Source organism: Anaerocolumna cellulosilytica (genome assembly GCF_014218335.1).
GTDB classification, from domain to species: Bacteria; Bacillota; Clostridia; order Lachnospirales; family Lachnospiraceae; genus Anaerocolumna; species Anaerocolumna cellulosilytica.
Window position 1 is genome coordinate 3,557,643 of the sequence record NZ_AP023367.1, and the last position, 20,223, is coordinate 3,577,865.

Genomic DNA, 20,223 nt, shown 5'->3' on the forward strand with positions numbered 1-20,223 from the left:
GTATAATATAGGGGTTGAATATCTTATTCAACCTTTACTTCGATATGCCAGTTCATTTCCTGCGGCATCTTCATCTATGCTTTTAATCTGTTAACCAGTTCCTTTGCAAGCTCTAACCTATCTTGTAATTTTGCCGTTCCTTGTACACGGAGAATTTTATTATCCCAGTACAGGATAGAAAGGTTAATCGTATCCTCTTTTATGGTTGTATACGCACCAATAGGTTCATTGCAGCCTGCATTCACAAGTTTTAATACTTCTCTTTCCGTCTCAAGAGAATAACCGGATTCCGTATGATTCCATTTACTAAAAAGTTCTCTTAATTTCGGTTCATCTCTGCCCTCTACAGCTATTATCCCCTGCCCGGCTGCGGGTATGAAAACATCCGGTTCCAAATAGTTAAACTGATACTCATCTGCTCCCATGATATCTAAGCGTTTTAAGCCGGCTGCTGCCAGAATTATTGCATCATATTCACCTGCCTGTAGTTTCGCAAGCCTGGTATTAACATTTCCTCTTAAGTTCTTTACTTCTACACCGTACTGTTCCTTTATTTGAAGCTGTCTGCGAAGACTGCTGGTTCCAACGATTGTGCTCTCTGTAAGCTGGGACTTTGACCCTTTTCTAGTTATAATTACATCTCGGACATCTTCTCTTTTTGACACGCCAAGAATAGAAAGTCCTGCCGGCAATAAAATCGGCATATCCTTTGCACTATGTACTGCAACATCAATCTTACCGGACAACATGGCTTCCTCAAATTCTGAAACAAATGCACCTTTACCTCCAAAACTTTCTAAGGGCTTATCCAGTATCTGGTCACCAATGGTACTCATGGGTATTAATTGAACGTCTAAATTTGGATGATTTAGTTTTAGAGCATTGGCAACTATCTCTGTCTGGGCAAGCGCCAGACGGCTCTTTCTTGTACCTATTCTAATAATATTCTTCATTAAACTCCAATCTGTGTGCTATAGCACACATTAAAATCAAGATGCAGAAATTGGTTTTATTTGTCTTGATTTTTTTTCATCTCACGCTGTATTACATCCTTTATCTGCTTCGGTGATAGTTTACCGTTTTGATTTTCTACTGCCTCGATTAAAGCAATGTAAACCTTCTTTCTTTCTGCTTCCGTATCAAAAGATTTTTTCACCAAATCTCTGGCTTCGCCCAGAATATCCGCCAAATCTTCCAGATACTCCGGCAGTTGCTCCGCAATGCTCTTCTTTAATCTTTGGGATATTACGGGACTTTTACCGGAACTAGTAACTCCTATAGTCACTGCACCTCTTTTTATATAAGCTGGAAAGATAAAACTACATTCCTCCTGAACATCTACCACATTAACAGGTATGTTCTTATGTCTGCATTCTTTTGCTATACTCTTATTCAGTGTAATATCATCGGTAGCGGCAATCACAAGATCTGCCTTACATACATCACCAGAATCAAAATTTCTTAAAGCGATAATTAACTGCTCCTGGGATAGCGAATCTTTCAATCCATATACTTTATCAATACAATTAGGGGCTATTACCAAAATTCTTGCTTCAAATTCCAACAGTGCCTTTATCTTTCGATAAGCCACCGCTCCGCCACCAACTATAATACATAATTTATCTTTTAAATCCACAAACATAGGAAAATATGCCATAGTATTTTCTTGTCTCCTATCTCTACAACAGTTTCTTAAAACTATTCAAAATAACTTCCAATTCCTTATTGGTAACTATATTTCGTATACGGTATAATACTCCCTCGAAAGATTGTTTTTCCACTAGCTCTTTTATATTGCCCATATAGGGGAGAAAATCTCTGAAATTTATTTCTTTGTAAAACTCTTCTATCTGTTTTTCTATGATTAGTTTTGCAGCTTCCGCTTCTTTTAACTTAATATGGTTATTGGTTTCTGCAAGCTGCTTAAAATAATCAATATCAATTAAAGTGTGTCCTTTTAGTTGTAATACTTTCTTATCAATGTCCATCGGGACTGCAAGGTCAATAAATAACCTTTGCTTCTGTCTGGTAAGTGCTTGTTTTAGTTCATGGTAGGTTATAGTATAATGGGGACTTGAGGTTGCACTGATTATTATATCTGCTTCATTTATCTCCTTATATCGCTCTTTATAATCCACCATTCGCACATCGGGACAGACTATGCGTACTTCCTCCGGCAAATTGTGGGATCTGATGGTACCTGTTATCTCTATCTTTTTATTATGATAAAGATTTTTCATTACAATCGTTCCAAATTTGCCGGCAAGGCCAATAATAAGCACTTTCTTACTATCCTTCTCACCTTCAAAGTGAAATACTTCATTTGCAGTCAGTGTACCAATGGACACAGACGTTTTAGACAGCTTCGTATCCGTTTTTACTTTCTTTGCACAGGTAATGGCATGACGGAACAAAATATTTAACATATAATCGGTGGTATTGGTATCAAAGGCCAACTGATAATCCGCTTTAACTTGTCCAAGTATTTCATCTTCTCCAATAACCATAGAATCTAAGCCTGTAGCAACTTGGAATAAGTGCTTTACTGCCTTTTCCCCTTCATATCTTAAGAAATACTTTAATATTTCAGAATAACTTAAGTTTTTAAGGCTAGCAATTAATACCATAATCTGCTCCACAGCCTCTTCTTCTCCTGCTATATATACCTCCGTCCTGTTGCATGTGGTAATGAGGACACACTCTTGTATCCCATTTTGTTCTAAGGCTGCCTTTAGAAAGTTCACCTTTTCTTCCTTCGTAAAAGCAAGCAGCTCCCGTACCTTTACCGGTGAGGTTTTATGACTTATGCATATATTATAAATGTTCATGAACAGCCTCTCCTAAAATTCTTACAAATAGTCCATATGGACTTTTACTCTCATTTATTATATCATACATTATAACACAAACAATGGTCTTCTGCACATGATACAAAAAATCTGTCATTTTCCCACTTTTTAACATTTGCTTGACAAATTTTTTAGAATGAAATAAGATAACAGGTAGAAAACCAAAGCATGGGCACAAAGTACTAAGATAGTAATTATCTAAATGTAATTTCAGTACGAAAGGAGTAACCTATGAAAACTTTAGTTGTTTATTATTCTTTAGAAGGAGATACCAAGTTTATTGCAGATCTTATCGCTGAAGAATTGGATTCTGACATTTTGGAATTAAAGCCACAAAAAGAAGTTCCCAAAGATGGTTTTAAGAAATTTATTTGGGGTGGAAAAAGTGTTCTATTTAAAGAGAAACCAAAATTAGTGAATATAATAACTAATTTTGAAGAATATGATACTATTTTTATCGGTACACCCATTTGGGCAAGCAGCTATGCTCCACCGATTTCTACTTTTTTATCCAATGTTACAATCTCCGGTAAAAAATTAGGATTTTTTGCTTGCCATGCCGGAGGCGGTGCTGAAAAATGTTTTAATAAATTAAGTGTTGAGCTAAAGGACAATACTTTACTCGGTACTATAGATTTAGTTGATCCTTTAAAGGAAGATCGGGAAAAGGTTAAAACACAGGTAAAACGTTGGCTCCATGAGGTAACCTAAGTCAGCTTAGAAAAGGTGTATAAGAGAATACAGCCTAGCCTGATATTTATTTATTTTGAATGAAAGCATACATAAATTATGATAAAAAACTCCACAGGTTTACGGTCTGTGGAGTTTTTAAAGTTTTTATAGTCTATTTTAAATTTGAAGTATGTGTCTCACACACCTTGGGATTTCTTTAAGACTTATTTTACAACAATATTATAAATCTTTTCTTTAACATAGATTTCCTTGACGATTGTTTTACCGCTTATAACAGTCTGCACAGCTTCTAATTCCATAACCTGCGCTTTTACTGCTTCTTGTGTCTCTTCTCTGCTAATAGCAAGTGTAGCCTTTAACTTACCATTTACCTGAATGGCAATTTCAACCTGTGCTTCTATCGTCTTAGCTTCTTCCCATTTCGGCCAGGTTGTTTGGTATAATCTTCCACCAAACTTAAGTGTTTCAAAAAGTTCCTCTGTCATATGAGGTGCTGCCGGGTTTAACAGTATGAGAAGTGTTTTAAATTCTCCTCTGGTAATACGGCTAGCTTTATAAAAATCATTAATTAAAGCCATCATAGCTGCAATTGCCGTATTAAACTTAAGTCCTTCATAATCCGTAGTTACCTTTTTAATGGTCTGGTGCATTTTGATTTCCAATTCTTTGGAATAGCCTTCGTCCTCTGTCAAGAAATCCTGTAACTTCCATACCCTGTCTAAGAAACGGCGGCAGCCCTTAACACCGTCATTTGACCAGGCCGCACTTAATTCAAAGGCACCAATAAACATTTCGTAGGTACGTAAGGTATCCGCACCAAATTCACGTACTATATCATCTGGATTAACAACATTTCCTCTGGATTTAGACATCTTTTCATTGTTTTCACCAAGAATCATACCGTGGGAGGTTCTCTTCTGGTATGGTTCCGGTTCATTTACAAGACCTAAATCAAATAAGAACTTATGCCAAAAGCGGGAGTAAAGTAAATGTAGGGTTGTATGCTCCATACCACCGTTGTACCAATCAACCGGCAGCCAATAATTGAGTGCTTCCTTAGAAGCAAATTCCTGATTATTATCGGGATCTGCATAGCGCAGGAAATACCAGGAGGAACCCGCCCATTGAGGCATGGTGTCTGTCTCTCTGTGTGCATGTCCGCCGCACTTCGGACAAGTGGTTTCTACCCAGTCTGTCATCTTGGCAAGCGGAGAATCTCCATTATCGGATGGCATGTAGCTGTCTGTTTCAGGTAATAATAAAGGCAGTTCATTTTCCGGTACAGGAACATATCCACATTCTTCACAATGAACCAGGGGAATTGGCTCACCCCAGTATCTTTGACGAGAAAATACCCAGTCTCTTAATTTGAAGTTCTTTGTCTTCTTACCAATTCCTTTTTCTTCTACCCAGGCTGTCATCTTTGCTTTTGCTTCTGTTACCTTTAAACCGTTTAAGAAATCCGAATTGATTAATGTACTATTGTAATCTGTAAAAGCTTCTTCTTCTACATTACCGCCCTCAATAACCGGTATGATTGGAAGATTGAATTTTTTAGCAAATTCCCAGTCTCTTGTATCATGGGCAGGAACTGCCATGATAGCACCAGTTCCATAAGACATCAGTACGTAATCGGATATCCAGATAGGAATTTCTTTACCAGTAGCAGGATTAATGGCATTTAGACCTTTAAGAACAACACCTGTTTTATCTTTTGCCAATTCCATTCGTTCAAAATCAGATTTTTTGGCTGCCATTTCTCTATATTCCATGACAGCATCCCAGTTCTCAATTTCTTCTCGGTATTTATCGATTAACTTATGCTCCGGTGAAATAACCATGTAGGTTGCACCAAACAAAGTATCCGGTCTTGTAGTGAATACTTTAAGGATTTCGTCTTTTCCGGATAATTTAAAATCAATCTCCGCACCTTCGGAACGACCAATCCAGTTCTTCTGCTGGGTTTTGATTTTGTCAAGAAAGTCTACTAAATCAAGGTCATCGATTAAACGATCCGCATATTCTGTTATCTTAAGCATCCATTGACTCTTTACTCTATGAACTACTTCACTTCCGCAACGTTCACATACACCGTTTACTACCTCTTCATTGGCAAGACCTACCTGACAGGAAGTACACCAGTTAATAGGCATTTCCGCTTTATAAGCTAATCCTTTTTCGAATAACTTTAAGAAAATCCATTGAGTCCATTTATAGTAATTAGGGTCAGTGGTGTTAATTTCCCGATTCCAGTCAAAGGAATAACCAAGGGATTTTAACTGGTTCTTAAAATTCTTTATATTATTTTCAGTAACAATCTGTGGATGAATTTTATTTTTAATTGCATAGTTTTCAGTTGGCAGACCAAATGCATCCCAACCCATCGGGTACAATACATTATAACCTTCCAGCCTTCTTTTTCTTGCAATGATGTCAAGTGCTGTATATGGTCTTGGATGTCCTACATGCAGACCTTGTCCTGACGGATAAGGGAATTCTACCAGCGCATAAAACTTTGGTTTTGTTTTATCAATTCCTGTTTTAAAGGCTTCTTCATTGTCCCATATATCCTGCCACTTTTTTTCTATTTTCTTCGGTGAATATTCCTCTGTCACAAAGATGACCTCCTATTATATTACTAGATTTTTCTTAATTATACACATATTCCAAGGTTTTCACAACACTTAAACAGAATTTCTTAACAGTTTTATCGATTCCGTTCAGGAATTTCCTCTGAAGAATTTAAGCTTTCTTCCATGCATTTAACTGAAACATCATCAATACCGGAAAAATCTCCAATCTGCCAACCAACATACATAAAGAAAGAATTAATTTACTAAAGTCCGAATAAAATCCAAAATTTCCCGTTGGTCCTACCTTTCCAAACCCCGGGCCTACATTGCTGATAGCTGTCAATACTGCACTAAAGTTTGTCTCAAAGTCATGATTGTCTAAAGATATCAAAACCGTTGCTACAATCATAATTAAGAAATAAGCTCCACAAAAAATAGCTATACCTGATACCTGTTCCTCGTCTATCAGTTTTCCATCTGCCCTGATAGGTATAACCGACCTTGGATGAACCATTTTTTTTATAGTCCGCTTAACCGATTTCAACATGACAAACAGACGGATTTGTTTTAATCCTCCGGAAGTAGAGCCGGCACAACTACCAACAAACATTAATCCAATTAATATCATTTTGCTAAAGGAAGGCCACAAATTATAGTCTGCAGTGGCATAGCCTGTTGTTGATATCAATGACGTCACTTGGAAAAATGCTTGATAAAATGCTTCCCAAACAGAACCGTAAATTCTTGTAATGTTGACGGTTATTAGCAAAGTAGATAACCCAATAACAAGAAGAAATAGTTTCACTTCACTGTTTTTCTTAACCTCCATTAAATTGCGCTTTAGAATATAGAAATATACAGTAAAATTAACACCAAATATAACCATAAACACCGAAATTATAATGTCAATTAAGGGGCTGTTATAATACGAAATGCTGCTATTTTTAATACTAAAACCACCTGTTCCTGCCGTACCCAGCGCATGTACTACCGAATCAAATAAAGGCATTCCTGCAAACAGCAGACAAATAGTACACACTACAGTTAATACAAAATAAATTCCATACAATATCATGGAGGTTTCTTTTATTTTAGGTACCAATTTACCAGGTGATGGTCCAGGTGACTCTGCCCTTAATAAGTGCTGTGTTCTTCCACCCATGGAAGGAATGAGTGTAAGGAAGAAAACTAATACCCCCATACCTCCAAACCAGTGGGTGAAGCTTCTCCAAAATAACAAGCCTCTTGGTAAAGCTTCCACATCCGCAAGTATGCTAGAACCCGTAGTTGTAAATCCAGACATAGTCTCAAAGATACAATCTATAAAGGACGGGATGGCACCGGATATGTAAAAGGGAAGACCACCAAACACTGCAAGTATTATCCATGCTAAAGTAACTATCATAAATCCGTCTCTTGCAAACATTTTTGTTTTAGGAGGCTTAATAAAGGTAACCGCTATTCCTAGTAAGGATACTATTAATATGGTAATCAAAAATGCTAAGCTATCTCCATCGCCATATATAATTGAAACAATTAGAGAAGGAATCATTAAAGCTGCTTCCAGGAGCATAACTTTACCTAATATATTTAAAACTAACCTATAATTCATTTCCTGCCCTGCCTTACTCTAATATGTCATTTAAATCTTTTATTACATGACTATTCTTAGTTACAATCAATACCTTATCACCTACTGCTATCTTCTCATTACCATGAGGTATGGTAACCGTACTTCTATGTTGTATACATGCTATAATAATTTCCTTTTTTAACGGAAGGTTTTTTATTGGAATATTCAGCAATCTGGAAGACCCAGTGGCTATAAAGCTAATAACTTCTGCCTTACCATCCACAATTTTATACAACGCGTCTACGATACTTCCTCTGGAGTTTTGCATACCTCTTACATAGCCAATTATATAGCTTGTTGTAATCATTTTAGGGTCAATTATACTGTCAAGTCCAAGTTTATTCATAATCTCAGGTATTCGAATTCTTGTAGCTATCGTAATAACTTTATCCACACCTTTTTCGATGCCATACATTGCAGTGAATAAATTCTCTTCATCCCTTCCTGTCATGGCAATAAATGCATCCACTTCTTCAATATTCTCTGAATCTAAAACCTCCTGATCCGTACCATCACCTTCAATTATAGTGGCTTCTTCAATTAACTCCGAAAGTTCCAGACACTTTTCAGAATTAATCTCAATAATTTTAATTACCATGCCTAACTTTGAAATTATTTTGGAGAGATAGTAACTGGTTCTTCCGCCTCCGACCATCATAACAGTATTAATCTTTTGTATATATCTACCCAATATTTTAAATAGGTTCGTAATGCCTGTAATCTGCCCCATTACATACACTCTGTCATACACTTGAAATTCAAAATCACCATTGGGAATAAAGGCTTCCCCATCTCTTTCAACTGCTACAAACAATATATTCTGCGGTAATTTCCCACTAATTTTAGACAGCTTGTTGCCGACTAATAAATCCCCTTCCTGTACTCTAAAATCTATAAGCCTTTCCTTACCACCAAAAAACAACTCTATATTCATAGCTGAGGGAAATTGTAATATATTCGCTATTTCCTGAGCTGCTGTAAATTCAGGGTTAATAACCATGTCAATTCCCATTTGTTCCTGCAAGGATATATATTCTTCATAATATTCTGGGTCACGGATTCTGGCAATTGTCCTTACATTACCCGATAGTTTTTTTGCTGTCAGACAGGTTAACATATTCATTTCATCTCTTGAAGTAACGGCAATAACTAAATCTGCCTCTTCCACACCTGCCTCTAATAATACACTTGCTCTTGCTCCATTACCTTTTACACACATAACATCCAAGGTATTATCTGCTTTTCTTAAGGCTGTCTCATTTTTGTCAATAATTGTAATGTTGTGACTCTCTTTTGTAAGCTGCTCAGCTAAAGCATAGCCTACCTTGCCGTCTCCGACAATTATTATGTCCATTTTTGTTCCACATACAGCACGTAATGTGCCATACCACATAAGCTTATGTGGCATCCTTTCTTTATCATATTTATTTTACTTTAATACGTACCTAATATATCACCTTTTCTTCTACTTCTCAACCACTTCTTTCTATTATACAAGAATTGGAACTATCACTTCTTTCCATAAAAAATCGTGCACCAAAATAGGGTAAAATACACCGCTCTCCAAACTCACTTTTCATTGCTTCATTTTAATTTTTTCTTCTGAATCAATGGATAAAATACTAGCATACTTAAAACTTGATTTCAATATGAAAACTCGGTTTTTACTCATTTCTAGCCAAAAAGTCCCAGAGTTTTTTTCTCTGGGACTTTTTGACTTTATCCATAACTATACATTATTGCTCTTCCGGCTGAACAACACCCTTTTGCAGCATTATATTTGCATACAATGCTCTTTCTCCTGTCGCTATAATAGTATAAGCTGTTTTTGCCTGGTCATAAAAGGAAAAGCGTTCTATATGCCCGATGGCTTCCTTTCCCCTTTTATCATACTTTAAAACAATCTTCTCATAGGTATCCCAAATAGGGGTTTCTACCGGATCACCGGGTACAACCTCCATCAAACTAACAGGTTCATCTATATATTCATCCAATGGAAAAACCTTTAAGACGGCCTCTAATACTTCCGGTACTCCATGACCATCAAGACGAATTACAATACTATCTTTCCCCATCGACTCCGCCGGAAAATTACCATCAGATATAACTAACCGGTCACTGTGTCCCATTTCACAAAGAACCTTTAATAATTCTGGGGACAGTATGGAAGGTATTCCTTTTAACATAGTTGGTCTCCATTCATTCAAAATTCAAATTATAAAATAAATACTTTAGCTTAGAAGCTCTTTAAACCGGACTAAGGCTAATTCCCATTCCTTTTCCCCTGCTGGTTCATACGCAGCCGGTTCTTCAGACTTTCGTATAATTTCCCTTGCTTCCTTTAAATCTTTTACAGCTCCTGCTGCTATAAGCTGCAAAACTACATTACCGTATACGGTGGCTTCTACGGGTCCTGCAATAACTTTTAGATTACAGGCATCGGAAGTGAACTGGCACAAAAGCTTACTTTGTATGCCGCCTCCTACCATGTATAGTGCTTTATAGTCCTGTTTAGTACATTCCTTAATTTCATCCAGCACAAGCCTGTACTTTAGAGCTAAACTTTCATTGATACAACGAACAATCGCTCCGATTCCTTCCGGTACTTCCTGACCGGTACGTCTGCAATATTCCCTTATCTTATCCGGCATATTACCTGTCTGTGAAAACTCCTCGCTGTCAGGGTCTACAAAGCATAGAAAGGGCTGGGATTCTTTCGCCATCTTCTCAAGCTCTCCAAAGCTGTACTCCCGGCCTTCTTTTATCCACCATCTCCTGCTTTCCTGTATCATCCACAAGCCGGTTATATTCTTTAAAAAAGAGGCTCTTCCTCCATAACCGCCTTCATTGGTTATATTATAGCGGTTGGATTTTTCATTAATAAGCGGTTTTTCTAATTCCGTGCCCATCAATGACCAGGTTCCGCAGCTAAGAAATATAAAATCTTCTTCTTTTGCCGGAACTGCTGCCAGAGCACACTGGGTATCATGACCTGCTACAGCAATTACTTCACATTCTTCTACTTTTAGTTCCTTGCAGATATCCGGAGATAACTTTCCAATCCAAGTGGCACTTGGGACAATGGTTGTAAACAGCTTATCTGGAATACCTAGTGCCTTCATAAGTTTAACATCCCATGTTCTTTCCTTTGCATTTAGCAGCTGGGTGGTTGATGCAATGGAATATTCTGTAACTTTAACCCCGGTAAAGAAGTAATTCATTAAATCAGGTATTAGAAGCAGAGTGTCTGCCCGGTCTAATAGCTCTTTTCTGAATTTTGTCAGTGAAAGTACCTGAAAAACTGTATTAATCTCCATAAATTGATTACCGGTACTCTCGTATAATTCTTCTCTAGAGATGTCTTCTAAAGCTTTCTCTAACATCCCCTCGGTCCTTTTGTCCCTGTAGTGAACCGGATTTTCTAATAAATATCCTGCTTTGTCCAGTAAACCAAAATCAACGCCCCAGGTATCCACTGCAATACTGTCTATCTTATGCTTTAATCCGGCTTTTATAAGCCCCTGTTTTAGCTCATAAAACAATCTTAGGATATCCCAATACATGGTTTTATTTATTACTACAGGGTCATTTAAAAACCTATGTATTTCTTCAATTTTTATGGTGTCTCCGTCAAAAGTGCCAAGCATTACTCTGCCGCTGGAAGCACCTATATCAAACGCCAATACTTTTTTCAAGGTTACACCTGCCTTTATTTATACAAAGGTCCAAATGCTTGGCAGGCACGATAGTCCTGTCCTTCTTTGTCCATTCCAAATGCACTCCATACGGCAGGCCTAAAAATCTTCTCTTCCTGTACATTATGCATATTTACAGGTATTCTTAATATTGAACAAAGGGTAAGTATATCTGCTCCGATATGTCCGTAACTAATAGCACCATGGTTCGCACCCCAATTGTTCATTACATCATAAGCGGAACGAAATGCTCCCTCTCCTGTTAATCTTGGTGCAAACCAGGTACAAGGCCATGTATAGTCCGTTCTTTTCCATAACTTATCAGATACTTCTTCCGGTAAATTAATGGTATATCCTTCGGCTAACTGCAATACCGGTCCTAATCCTTTTACCAGGTTCAAACGAATCATTGTTACTGGCATTTCACTTCTAGTTAAAAATCTGGAGGAATAACCGCCTCCACGAAAATATCCTGTATCTGCCGGATTCCAAGTAGTTGCCGCTAGACAGTCCTGCTGGTCTTTTTCTGTCATCTCCCAGAAAGGTTTGATAATTCCGTTTCCGTCCATATCTTTTACTTCACCGCAGGCATCAATACAAGCAGCTCCGGAGTTAATCAAATGGATAAAGCCCTGGGATTCTTTGGCAGTTCCCACAAGTTCATAACCAGTTGCTTTTTTCACAGCTTCCGGGCTCCAGTAGGTTCTCACGTCTGCAAATATCTGTGCGGTGTTGGTTAATAGCTTACCAAACAGCATGCCCACACCATTTAAGGTATCATTTTCAGTTGCCAGTATATAAGGTTCTCTGGCTCCTTCCCAGTCAAAAGAAGAGTTTAACATAGCTTCTGGAAAATCACAATTGGGATAAAAATCAGTCCATTGTCTCTGTCCCTGAAAGCCACCAGCTATGGCATTATGGCCAACGCTTTCTTCTTTTGCATATTCCGGCAGTTTTGTATTACCGTTATATAAATCCTTGATAATACACATCATTTTAACAACAAATTCCCAGTCTTTATCCTTTTCTTCTCTTGTTTTCTGACTTTCCACCGGATTTTTATCAAAACCTTCCATACAGTATTTCTTTGTCCAGGCAAGTGCTTTTTCATATTCTTCCTTATCATAAATTTCTTCTGTCATTCTGCGGATAATTTCTACTTCATCTACTGATTCCACACGCATTCCCAGGTATTCTTCAAAGAATTCCGTGCTGATAATGGAACCGGCAATTCCCATACAGATGGAGCCTATCTGTAGATAAGATTTTCCTCTCATAGTTGCAGCAGCCACTGCTGCACGTCCGAATCGCAGAAGTTTTTCTTCTACATCCTTCGGTATACTAGTATCATCCGCATCCTGAACATCCTGTCCGTAAATACCAAAAGCAGGTAACCCTTTTTGAGCATGCCCAGCCAATACAGCTGCTAAATAAACAGCTCCCGGTCTTTCCGTTCCATTAAACCCCCAGACACCTTTGATTGTCTTTGTATCCATATCCATGGTTTCTGAACCATAACACCAGCAAGGTGTAACGGTTAAGGTGATGTCTACGCCTGCTTTTTTAAATTTATCTGCACAGGCAGCTGCCTCTGCCACACGTCCGATGGTAGTGTCAGCAATTATTACTTTTACCGGCTCTCCATTAGAATATCTTAAATTATCTTCAAATAATCTGGCTGCCGCTTTTGCCATATTCATCGTCTGTTCTTCTAAAGATTCTCTTACTTTAAGAGCTCCTCTTCTGCCGTCAATCGTAGGTCTGATACCTATAACCGGATAATCCCCAACAAGTCTGTTTTTTGCCATAATAACCTCCATCTGCCGCTTCGGCGGCATACAAATATTGAGCGAAAAGCACCCTCTGTGCTTTTGCCGGTTGAAAAATGCTTTCTTTTCAACCTAACTCCATTCTTTAAAAATTCTGCTACTTTGAGCGTCCGCCTAAATTAGTGTTTGAAAAATTCTTCACACCATAGCGTACTGTCTATTGCGTCCATTAAATGTTTTTATCTACTTTCAACCTTACTACTTCAATATAACATTGCAAAGTCTTAACTGCTCGTGTTATAATAGCAAAAAATATAACGATATTCACCTAATCTCTTAATATTATCTTGATTTTAAGTGTGTAAGTATTCCGACAAATATAGGGATTAAAGCACGCAGATAGGAGTGTTTATGCAATATTTGGGTTATAACGAGCGTAGATTACGAGGAACCTTTGATTTTCCTATTGAATTCCATCATATTGAAAGCCAGCATCCCCAATATGCCATGCCATATCATTGGCATGTAGAGTATGAAATTATTCGTATTTTAGAGGGAAGCTTCGTTATAGCTTTAGATGAAAAGGAGTTTGTGGCAGGAAAAGGAGACATTGTCTTTATTAACAGCGGTACCCTCCATGGTGGAATCCCAACGGATTGTATCTATGAATGCGTTGTATTTGATATGAATATGCTTATGAAAAAAGATAATATCTGCGGAATATACATTAAGGACATTATGAATCATACTATTGTTATTAAGGAGTACTTCAGGCAGGAGGCATCTTTACTGCACCAGATTATATGGACGTTGTTTGACTCTCTTACTGTGAAAGCACCTGGTTACGAACTTATGGTACAAGGATGCTTATATCAAATGCTTGGATGTATTATAAAAAGGCAAGATTATATTACAGACTCTATGCAGACACCAAAGAATCATAAGCGGATTCTTATTTTAAAGCAAGTATTGGAATATATAGAAAATTTTTATGCAACTGCCATTACTTTAGAAGAACTCTCTAGAGCAGCAGGAATGTCACCAAAATATTTTTGCCGTTTTTTTCAGGAAATGACTCACAAAAGTCCTTTTGATTATCTGAATTACTATAGAATTGAACGCTCCTGCTACTACCTCCTTCATACAGAGGATTCTATTACAGATGTGGCTTTAAACTGTGGTTATAATGATTTAAGCTATTACATCAAAGTTTTTAAAAAACATAAAGGGATTACGCCAGCAAAGTACAAAAAAACCTTTGCACCGATTCAAGATGCAAAGGTATAAAATCTAATAAAGACCGTATGAAGATATGTATTCTGCTATAGCTGCTACCATAGCTGCTCCAAATATAAAAGTAAATACCGTACTAATTCCTATAAAAATTAATGCTGCACGACAAAAGTTCCTTCTGCTGATATTGCCCTGTCCAAAGCCCCAAACAAAAAACATAACAATATTGACACAGGGTATAGCAAGTATCAAAAGTGTAACGACCCATTCTCCAAGAGAAAGCGGCGTTTCTAATTGACTTCCGTTATTAATGTTTTGAGGCTGATTAGTCTGGTAATCATTGTTTTCCATTATTTATTCTCCTTTGTAATTTAATTTCATGAGCTTTCATAAATTTATTATTTCATGAAATTCATAATGTCTATCAATTTCTTTCCTATTTTATATACCCTGCTGCCTTTAAGACGGTTGCTACAACATTGTCTTTGTTATAAACCATAGGCGCTGTATTAGGAAATTCGTTCTGCATACGGTAAATATAAAAAAAGAAGAAAATCAACGTACATAGTATAACATAAAACTTAATAAAAAATCTATAATTTTTTAAGTTTTTTTTAAGAAATATGTAAAGAATAAATCCACCGATTATTAAAAACAATAAAGGGTGCATTTGCATGGATTCCTTTACTCGTCCGGTCAGCAGATATCCAGTCGCTCTTGTGATACCACAAGTCGGACATGGTATCCCGGCAATTAGAGTACTCAAGCATACAGTTCCAAACAGGAAGTTAATTATTGGTAATACAATAATACATAAAACAATTCCAATCCAGTACCTTTTTATTAAGTCCACAATAATATTTAACATCGTATAACCTTCCTTTGCTAAACTGATACTTTCATCCTATATTTAAGACTAACCCTTTACATCTTATAACAAAAAGAAAGCAGCTGCAACATACAAATTTTTTTAGAACTAATTCGCAGGTACAGCAGCTTGCATAAAATCTTTTACTTATATATTATATTCAATTTCATACACAGAATCTTCGTTAAATTGAATCACCTTATACTGATTCAGTGAAAACCAGTGGTTTGAGAAGCTAACATCTTTCCCCAGCTCTTTTTCGTCTGTACCACCGCGTTCCTTAATCAGACGGTTATACTCTTCCTGACTTGATACTTTTATTCCGAATCCCCTTGCATTCACAAGTGGCAAATAGCTATAAGAATACTCTGAAAGACGAAGGATGTCTTTCACAGCCTTGTCACGTATTAAAACTACTACACCATCACTGATTCCTATGATATCAAAGGAATCCGGGTATTTAAAAGTAGCCCCACTGACTGGAATTATATCTCCAACGTGATAGATATTTAAATTGGTCTGCACATTTTTAATGCTGTTATCTAACACGGAATAATAGTATTCCTCAAATATTTTACTGTTTAAGAACAGCCCTTCTTTTAAGAAACCTTTTGTTAGAACTGCTTCTTCTGCTCTGGATATAATTCCGCCGCCGGCAACATCATATCCATCCACAATAACAAAACGTCCTGTGGCTTTACTATCTTTAAATTCATCAAAGGCTACCGGTTCCTTGGTTTCAACAATAATCTCAGCAACGTCATTTATTCTTACTTTTTGGGATTTCTCATCCCCTGATAAAGTGCTTGCATCAATAACTTTCAATATAGATTTTATCTCGGCTTCTACTTCCGCAGTTGCCAGTTTGATTTTATATTTCTTTTTTGTTACTAAATCATTTTTACCCATCCAGAATACATTGGCTCGAAAACGATTACTCACCACCGGAACTGCCTCCAGATGACTGATAATTTCTCCTCGTTTGTTAAAGAATTCATCCTCCACCGTTATTCCCACCGACTGTCCTGCCGACACCACCGTACCGGTATCCTTATTAGCCCAGAATTCAACCGTTTTCACTCTGGTTGTTTTATTTCCAGGGGTTATATGTATCTCATCCCCTTCCTTTAAAATTCCTGCTTCTATTCTTCCTACAATAATTCTTCTGGCGTCGAATTTATATACATCTTGTATTGGAAAACGCAGTGGTTTACCCGAAAGTTCTTTATCCTTTGGTATGTCATCGATTGCCTCAAGTATAGGCTTACCTTTATACCAAGGCATCTCTTCTGACTTCTTTGCAATATTTTCACCATAAAAGGCTGAAATTGGAATATAATCCAGAGGAGTTACCTGTAAGGTATTCAAAAATTCATTAAACTCTCCTTTAATCTGAATAAATTTTTCTTCAGAATATGCAAGTAGATCCATTTTATTCACAATGACATAGACCTTTTGTATACCAAGCAGTGATAATATATAACCATGTCGTTTGGACTGTTCTTTAATCCCTTCATTGGCATCTATTATCAAAAGAGCCGCTTCTGCACTAGCTGCACCGGATATCATATTTTTTAAGAATTCCTTATGACCGGGTGCATCTATAATTACATAATCTCTTTTCGCCGTAAAAAACTGTAGCTGGGTTGTGTCTATGGTTATACCTTGCTTTTGTTCTTCCTCAAAGGCATCTAACAGATATGCGTATTCAAATGGCTTTCCTTTTTCTTTGGAAATACGCTTTACCCTGTCAATAGCACCTTCTGGAAGGGAATTGGTATCATACAAAAGTCTTCCGATTACAGTTGATTTTCCGTGATCCACATGACCTACCACTACAATTTTAACGGTTTCTCTATTTTCACCCATATTTATAACCATGTCCTTTCCGATACCTGTAAGTTTTCAGCCGCAGGTATTAAGTTGCGTTAAAAATCATGCAAAATTGGATGCAAGCACAAATTGTGTATGATTACATATATCCGTCCTTGCGAAGTTTCTGCATGGCATAGGCATCTTCCTGATCCTGTGCACGCCCGGCTCGTTCACTTGTCTTTGTATGTTTTAATTCTTCAATAATTTCCTCAATTGTAGTAGCGTTGGATTCTATTGTACCTGTACAAGGTGCGCAGCCTAAGCTTCGATAACGTCTGCCATCTCTTGCAAAATATAAGTCAATCAAAGGGATATTTTCACGTAATATATATTCCCAGATATCTATTTCATTCCAATGTAAAATAGGATGTACCCGGATATGGTTCCCTTTCGGGAAATCTGTTTTAAACTGATTCCATAATTCAGGGGGCTGATTGGTGTAGTCCCACTCATAGTCCTTGTTACGTTCACTAAATACTCTTTCTTTGGAACGGGAACCTTCTTCATCTCTGCGTACACCTAATATCAGACCTTCAAATTCATATTTTTCCACAACCTGCTGTAGTCCATCCGTTTTTAAAGCTTTACAGCAAACAAGCCTGCCATGTTCCGGTCCCATTCCAGTATTAATAGCCTCTTCATTGGTATGTACAATTAAATCAATATGTAACTCCTTTGCTATCTTATCCCTGTATTCTATCATTTGAGGAATCTTATACGTGGTATCCACATGGATAAACGGAAAAGGACAATACCCATAAAAGGCTTTCTTGGCAAGCCACATTAGTACGGTGGAATCCTTTCCGATTGACCAGAGCATACCTAACTTTCCAAACTTTTTATAAGCTTCTCTTAAAATATAGATACTTTCTGCTTCCAATTCGTCTAAATGATTCATTACAGTAATCCCTTGCTATCACGGTTAGTGACAGCGCCACATTAACAAGGTTGAAGGAATTGCTTGTGGCTCCCTTTCTCATCTATTTTCTTTCAACCTTGGTGAATATTACTTAACTACCCACTTCTTAATAAGAATTGGCTTTTGTACGGTCAATTGAAATTATTTTTTTATTTCCGCCTGCATCCGTTATATGCCAATGTAGTTCATTTCCTTCCTCTGTTACATGCATAATTGATCCATTTCCTCCAATATCAGCACCCAGATAATAAGATATGGCTTCAAATTTACATTCCTTAAGGCAGGAAGTACATCCCCAACACTCTTTAGGGTACTTTATAAATGCCTTGCTGCCCTCCACTTCTTTAAATAACAACGTTCCGGGACAGACCTCAATACATTTACCACAGCCGGTACATTTCTCCCGGTTAATGCGTATGCTCATATACTACCCCCCGTCCTACAAAAGCTCTTTTTATGATTTCAAATCTCTCATTCTTTCGGATTGAGTTAATATACAAGAAATAAGCCTCATCTTTTTCCTGAAAATCCAGGTTCTCCTGAAAAGAATGCCACCTGGTTTCCTTTCGGGCTTCTAAATGTACGATTACTGCTTCTGCTACCAAAAGCCTGTCAAGTAATTCATAGATTTTCATGAGGTCATAGCAATCTTTCGCATGAAGTCTTAATGCTAACTCCCTAAGTTCTCTAATACGGCTCTCTGCTATGACCAGTCTGCTTTGGTTATACCCATAATTGCCGGAAATACCGCCAGCGTATTCATCCATAACTTTTTGCATAGCCTCTTCTAATTGGAAAACTGTGTAAATACCCTCTGGATGATGAAGAAATTTGTTAACTGCTTCAAAGCCTGTTCTTTCATATTCTTGCTGCTCTTCCTTATATATTGTCTTAAATGTAGTCTCCTCTATGTATCGCAAGGCACTTAGTGCAGCAATTTCTCCCTCTGCCAAACTCCCTGTGACGTATTTTTGAGGACACCCGCCTGCTACATCTCCTGCGGCGTATAACCCCTTTATTGTAGTCTGTCTTCCGGTATCCACCCAATACCCGCTGGCCGTATGACCTCCTACAATATAAGGCTCCGTTCCTTCAATCTCCACATTTTCATGATTTGGGCCCTTCCCTCGCTCTAACCATTTTAAAGTCTGCGCCGGCGCCATATTCAGATATGCCTTTAGCAATTCTTCCTCTGCCTTTTCTCCAATGCCCTCGGTCTTTAAAAAACAAGGACCTCTTCCCTGCTTATTTTCTTCTATCGTTGAATAAACCCGGTTGGCAGTGGTTGGCGCACCATACTGCTTATCATAAAGTTCACCTGCACCATTAATCTGAGGTGCAGATACGCCTTGTGCTATGGTTCCGGTGGGAGCAATGGTATCTTTACACCGCAAAGCTATAAAACGCATCTCAAAGGTAGTCATCTCTGCACCACTGCGGATTCCCATCGCATAGCCGGCTCCCGTGTTAAAAGGTGGATACCACATTTTATGTCTGGAAAGCCCTGGATTATTGGGCTTATATATACCCGCGGCACCTCCGGTAGAGCATATCACAGTCTTTGCAAAGATTGTATAAAAGGTATTCTTAAGAATATGAAAACCATAGGCTCCAATGATTTGATTATCCGCTACAATATAATCAATTATATTCACTCGGTTAAAAACAGTAATGTTACTGTAGCTGTAAACCTGATTAGCCAATATGGGTTTTATGTTTTCTCCATTTATCTTTATATTACGATTTCCTCTGGTAACATACTCACCATCTTTATTCTTTAAGATAACAAGACCCATTTCTTCCAGATGCTTTGTTACTTTGTTAAGCCTCTCTGACATGGTCAACACCAGATCTTCTCTTATGAGTCCTTCTGCATCCTTTTTCACATATTCCAAATAATCCTCCGGTGTATTTCCAGATACAATGTATGCATTTAAAGCATTTACACCTGCGGCCAGGCAGCCGCTTCGTTTTATATCCGCTTTTTCCGCAATCAACACTTCTTTATCACTTTGCTCTGCCAGAGTAATAGCAGCATAGCAGCCTGCCGTTCCACCACCAATGATTAATACATCCGTTTGGATTGTTTTCTTATCCATTTTCTACTCATTCCTTA

Annotated in this window: 17 protein-coding genes; 2 read left to right on the top strand and 15 right to left on the bottom strand. The window is 37.6% G+C overall.

The annotated features are described in order from the left end of the window. Positions 1-74 precede the first annotated feature (74 nt). The 3 genes from hemC to hemA are packed head-to-tail and all read right to left on the bottom strand — an operon-like array spanning position 75 to position 2,828. The gene (hemC, locus tag acsn021_RS14705) at positions 75-953 is read right to left on the bottom strand and encodes a hydroxymethylbilane synthase (RefSeq protein ID WP_184094201.1); all 879 of its coding nucleotides are present in this window, start codon (positions 951-953) and stop codon (positions 75-77) included. A 56-nt stretch (positions 954-1,009) separates the two neighbouring features. Continuing rightward, the gene (locus acsn021_RS14710; RefSeq protein WP_184094203.1) at positions 1,010-1,657 is read right to left on the bottom strand and encodes a precorrin-2 dehydrogenase/sirohydrochlorin ferrochelatase family protein; all 648 of its coding nucleotides are present in this window, start codon (positions 1,655-1,657) and stop codon (positions 1,010-1,012) included. Positions 1,658-1,679: 22 nt separating this feature from the next. After that, a complete protein-coding gene (gene hemA / locus acsn021_RS14715) occupies positions 1,680-2,828 on the bottom strand; it encodes a glutamyl-tRNA reductase (protein ID WP_184094205.1) in 1,149 nt (382 codons plus the stop codon). A gap of 252 nt (positions 2,829-3,080) precedes the next feature. Here hemA and acsn021_RS14720 point away from each other — a divergent pair, with 252 nt between their 5' ends. After that, positions 3,081-3,560 (top strand): flavodoxin family protein, encoded by a 480-nt coding sequence (locus tag acsn021_RS14720; protein ID WP_184094207.1) that lies wholly within the window; start codon positions 3,081-3,083, stop codon positions 3,558-3,560. A 185-nt stretch (positions 3,561-3,745) separates the two neighbouring features. On the opposite strand, the gene leuS is transcribed toward acsn021_RS14720, so the two are convergent. The 6 genes from leuS to acsn021_RS14750 form a co-directional block, all read right to left on the bottom strand. Next, positions 3,746-6,157, bottom strand: a complete 2,412-nt coding sequence (leuS, locus tag acsn021_RS14725; RefSeq protein ID WP_184094209.1) for a leucine--tRNA ligase — start codon at positions 6,155-6,157, stop codon at positions 3,746-3,748. Between the two features lie 127 nt (positions 6,158-6,284). Further along, on the bottom strand, positions 6,285-7,727 hold the full coding sequence (locus tag acsn021_RS14730; protein WP_184094211.1) for a TrkH family potassium uptake protein: 1,443 nt from the start codon (positions 7,725-7,727) through the stop codon (positions 6,285-6,287). 13 nt (positions 7,728-7,740) lie between these two features. After that, on the bottom strand, positions 7,741-9,102 hold the full coding sequence (trkA, locus tag acsn021_RS14735; protein WP_184094213.1) for a Trk system potassium transporter TrkA: 1,362 nt from the start codon (positions 9,100-9,102) through the stop codon (positions 7,741-7,743). A gap of 382 nt (positions 9,103-9,484) precedes the next feature. After that, entirely contained in the window at positions 9,485-9,934 is a 450-nt protein-coding gene (locus acsn021_RS14740) for an RbsD/FucU family protein (protein WP_184094215.1), read from the bottom strand. 45 nt (positions 9,935-9,979) lie between these two features. Next, positions 9,980-11,395: a rhamnulokinase gene (locus acsn021_RS14745; RefSeq protein WP_184094274.1), complete on the bottom strand. Its 1,416-nt coding sequence runs from the start codon at positions 11,393-11,395 to the stop codon at positions 9,980-9,982. Positions 11,396-11,457: 62 nt separating this feature from the next. After that, positions 11,458-13,251 (bottom strand): L-fucose isomerase, encoded by a 1,794-nt coding sequence (locus acsn021_RS14750; protein WP_184094217.1) that lies wholly within the window; start codon positions 13,249-13,251, stop codon positions 11,458-11,460. Between the two features lie 372 nt (positions 13,252-13,623). Between acsn021_RS14750 and acsn021_RS14755 the strand changes: the two genes are divergently transcribed. Continuing rightward, positions 13,624-14,499 (top strand): AraC family transcriptional regulator, encoded by an 876-nt coding sequence (locus tag acsn021_RS14755; RefSeq protein WP_184094219.1) that lies wholly within the window; start codon positions 13,624-13,626, stop codon positions 14,497-14,499. A gap of 3 nt (positions 14,500-14,502) precedes the next feature. Here acsn021_RS14755 and acsn021_RS14760 read toward each other — a convergent pair whose 3' ends face one another. The 6 genes from acsn021_RS14760 to acsn021_RS14785 all read right to left on the bottom strand — a co-directional run bounded on the left by acsn021_RS14760 (position 14,503) and on the right by acsn021_RS14785 (position 20,206). Next, positions 14,503-14,796 (bottom strand): hypothetical protein, encoded by a 294-nt coding sequence (locus acsn021_RS14760; protein WP_207725176.1) that lies wholly within the window; start codon positions 14,794-14,796, stop codon positions 14,503-14,505. A gap of 85 nt (positions 14,797-14,881) precedes the next feature. After that, positions 14,882-15,313, bottom strand: coding sequence for a DUF2752 domain-containing protein (locus acsn021_RS14765; RefSeq protein WP_184094221.1), 432 nt, complete (start codon positions 15,311-15,313; stop codon positions 14,882-14,884). Between the two features lie 147 nt (positions 15,314-15,460). Then, the gene (locus acsn021_RS14770) at positions 15,461-17,182 is read right to left on the bottom strand and encodes a sulfate adenylyltransferase subunit 1 (protein WP_184094223.1); all 1,722 of its coding nucleotides are present in this window, start codon (positions 17,180-17,182) and stop codon (positions 15,461-15,463) included. A 103-nt stretch (positions 17,183-17,285) separates the two neighbouring features. Continuing rightward, positions 17,286-18,086, bottom strand: a complete 801-nt coding sequence (cysD, locus tag acsn021_RS14775) for a sulfate adenylyltransferase subunit CysD (protein ID WP_184094225.1) — start codon at positions 18,084-18,086, stop codon at positions 17,286-17,288. A gap of 127 nt (positions 18,087-18,213) precedes the next feature. Further along, positions 18,214-18,531 (bottom strand): 4Fe-4S dicluster domain-containing protein, encoded by a 318-nt coding sequence (locus tag acsn021_RS14780; RefSeq protein ID WP_184094227.1) that lies wholly within the window; start codon positions 18,529-18,531, stop codon positions 18,214-18,216. Further along, complete coding sequence (locus acsn021_RS14785) at positions 18,515-20,206, bottom strand: adenylyl-sulfate reductase subunit alpha (protein WP_184094229.1); 1,692 nt, start codon at positions 20,204-20,206, stop codon at positions 18,515-18,517. Before acsn021_RS14785 ends, acsn021_RS14780 begins: the two co-directional genes overlap by 17 nt. Positions 20,207-20,223 lie beyond the last annotated feature (17 nt).

Coding starts and splice junctions, on each gene's coding strand:
- acsn021_RS14765 (WP_184094221.1), bottom strand. CDS start 15,313: ATGTTAAATATTATTGTGGACTTAATAAAAAGGTACTGGATTGGAATT.
- acsn021_RS14745 (WP_184094274.1), bottom strand. CDS start 11,395: ATGCTTGGCACTTTTGACGGAGACACCATAAAAATTGAAGAAATACAT.
- acsn021_RS14720 (WP_184094207.1), top strand. CDS start 3,081: ATGAAAACTTTAGTTGTTTATTATTCTTTAGAAGGAGATACCAAGTTT.
- cysD (WP_184094225.1), bottom strand. CDS start 18,086: ATGAATCATTTAGACGAATTGGAAGCAGAAAGTATCTATATTTTAAGA.
- trkA (WP_184094213.1), bottom strand. CDS start 9,102: ATGGACATAATAATTGTCGGAGACGGCAAGGTAGGCTATGCTTTAGCT.
- hemC (WP_184094201.1), bottom strand. CDS start 953: ATGAAGAATATTATTAGAATAGGTACAAGAAAGAGCCGTCTGGCGCTT.
- acsn021_RS14760 (WP_207725176.1), bottom strand. CDS start 14,796: ATGGAAAACAATGATTACCAGACTAATCAGCCTCAAAACATTAATAAC.
- acsn021_RS14770 (WP_184094223.1), bottom strand. CDS start 17,182: ATGGGTGAAAATAGAGAAACCGTTAAAATTGTAGTGGTAGGTCATGTG.
- acsn021_RS14780 (WP_184094227.1), bottom strand. CDS start 18,531: ATGAGCATACGCATTAACCGGGAGAAATGTACCGGCTGTGGTAAATGT.
- acsn021_RS14710 (WP_184094203.1), bottom strand. CDS start 1,657: ATGGCATATTTTCCTATGTTTGTGGATTTAAAAGATAAATTATGTATT.
- acsn021_RS14755 (WP_184094219.1), top strand. CDS start 13,624: ATGCAATATTTGGGTTATAACGAGCGTAGATTACGAGGAACCTTTGAT.
- acsn021_RS14730 (WP_184094211.1), bottom strand. CDS start 7,727: ATGAATTATAGGTTAGTTTTAAATATATTAGGTAAAGTTATGCTCCTG.
- acsn021_RS14750 (WP_184094217.1), bottom strand. CDS start 13,251: ATGGCAAAAAACAGACTTGTTGGGGATTATCCGGTTATAGGTATCAGA.
- acsn021_RS14785 (WP_184094229.1), bottom strand. CDS start 20,206: ATGGATAAGAAAACAATCCAAACGGATGTATTAATCATTGGTGGTGGA.
- acsn021_RS14740 (WP_184094215.1), bottom strand. CDS start 9,934: ATGTTAAAAGGAATACCTTCCATACTGTCCCCAGAATTATTAAAGGTT.
- hemA (WP_184094205.1), bottom strand. CDS start 2,828: ATGAACATTTATAATATATGCATAAGTCATAAAACCTCACCGGTAAAG.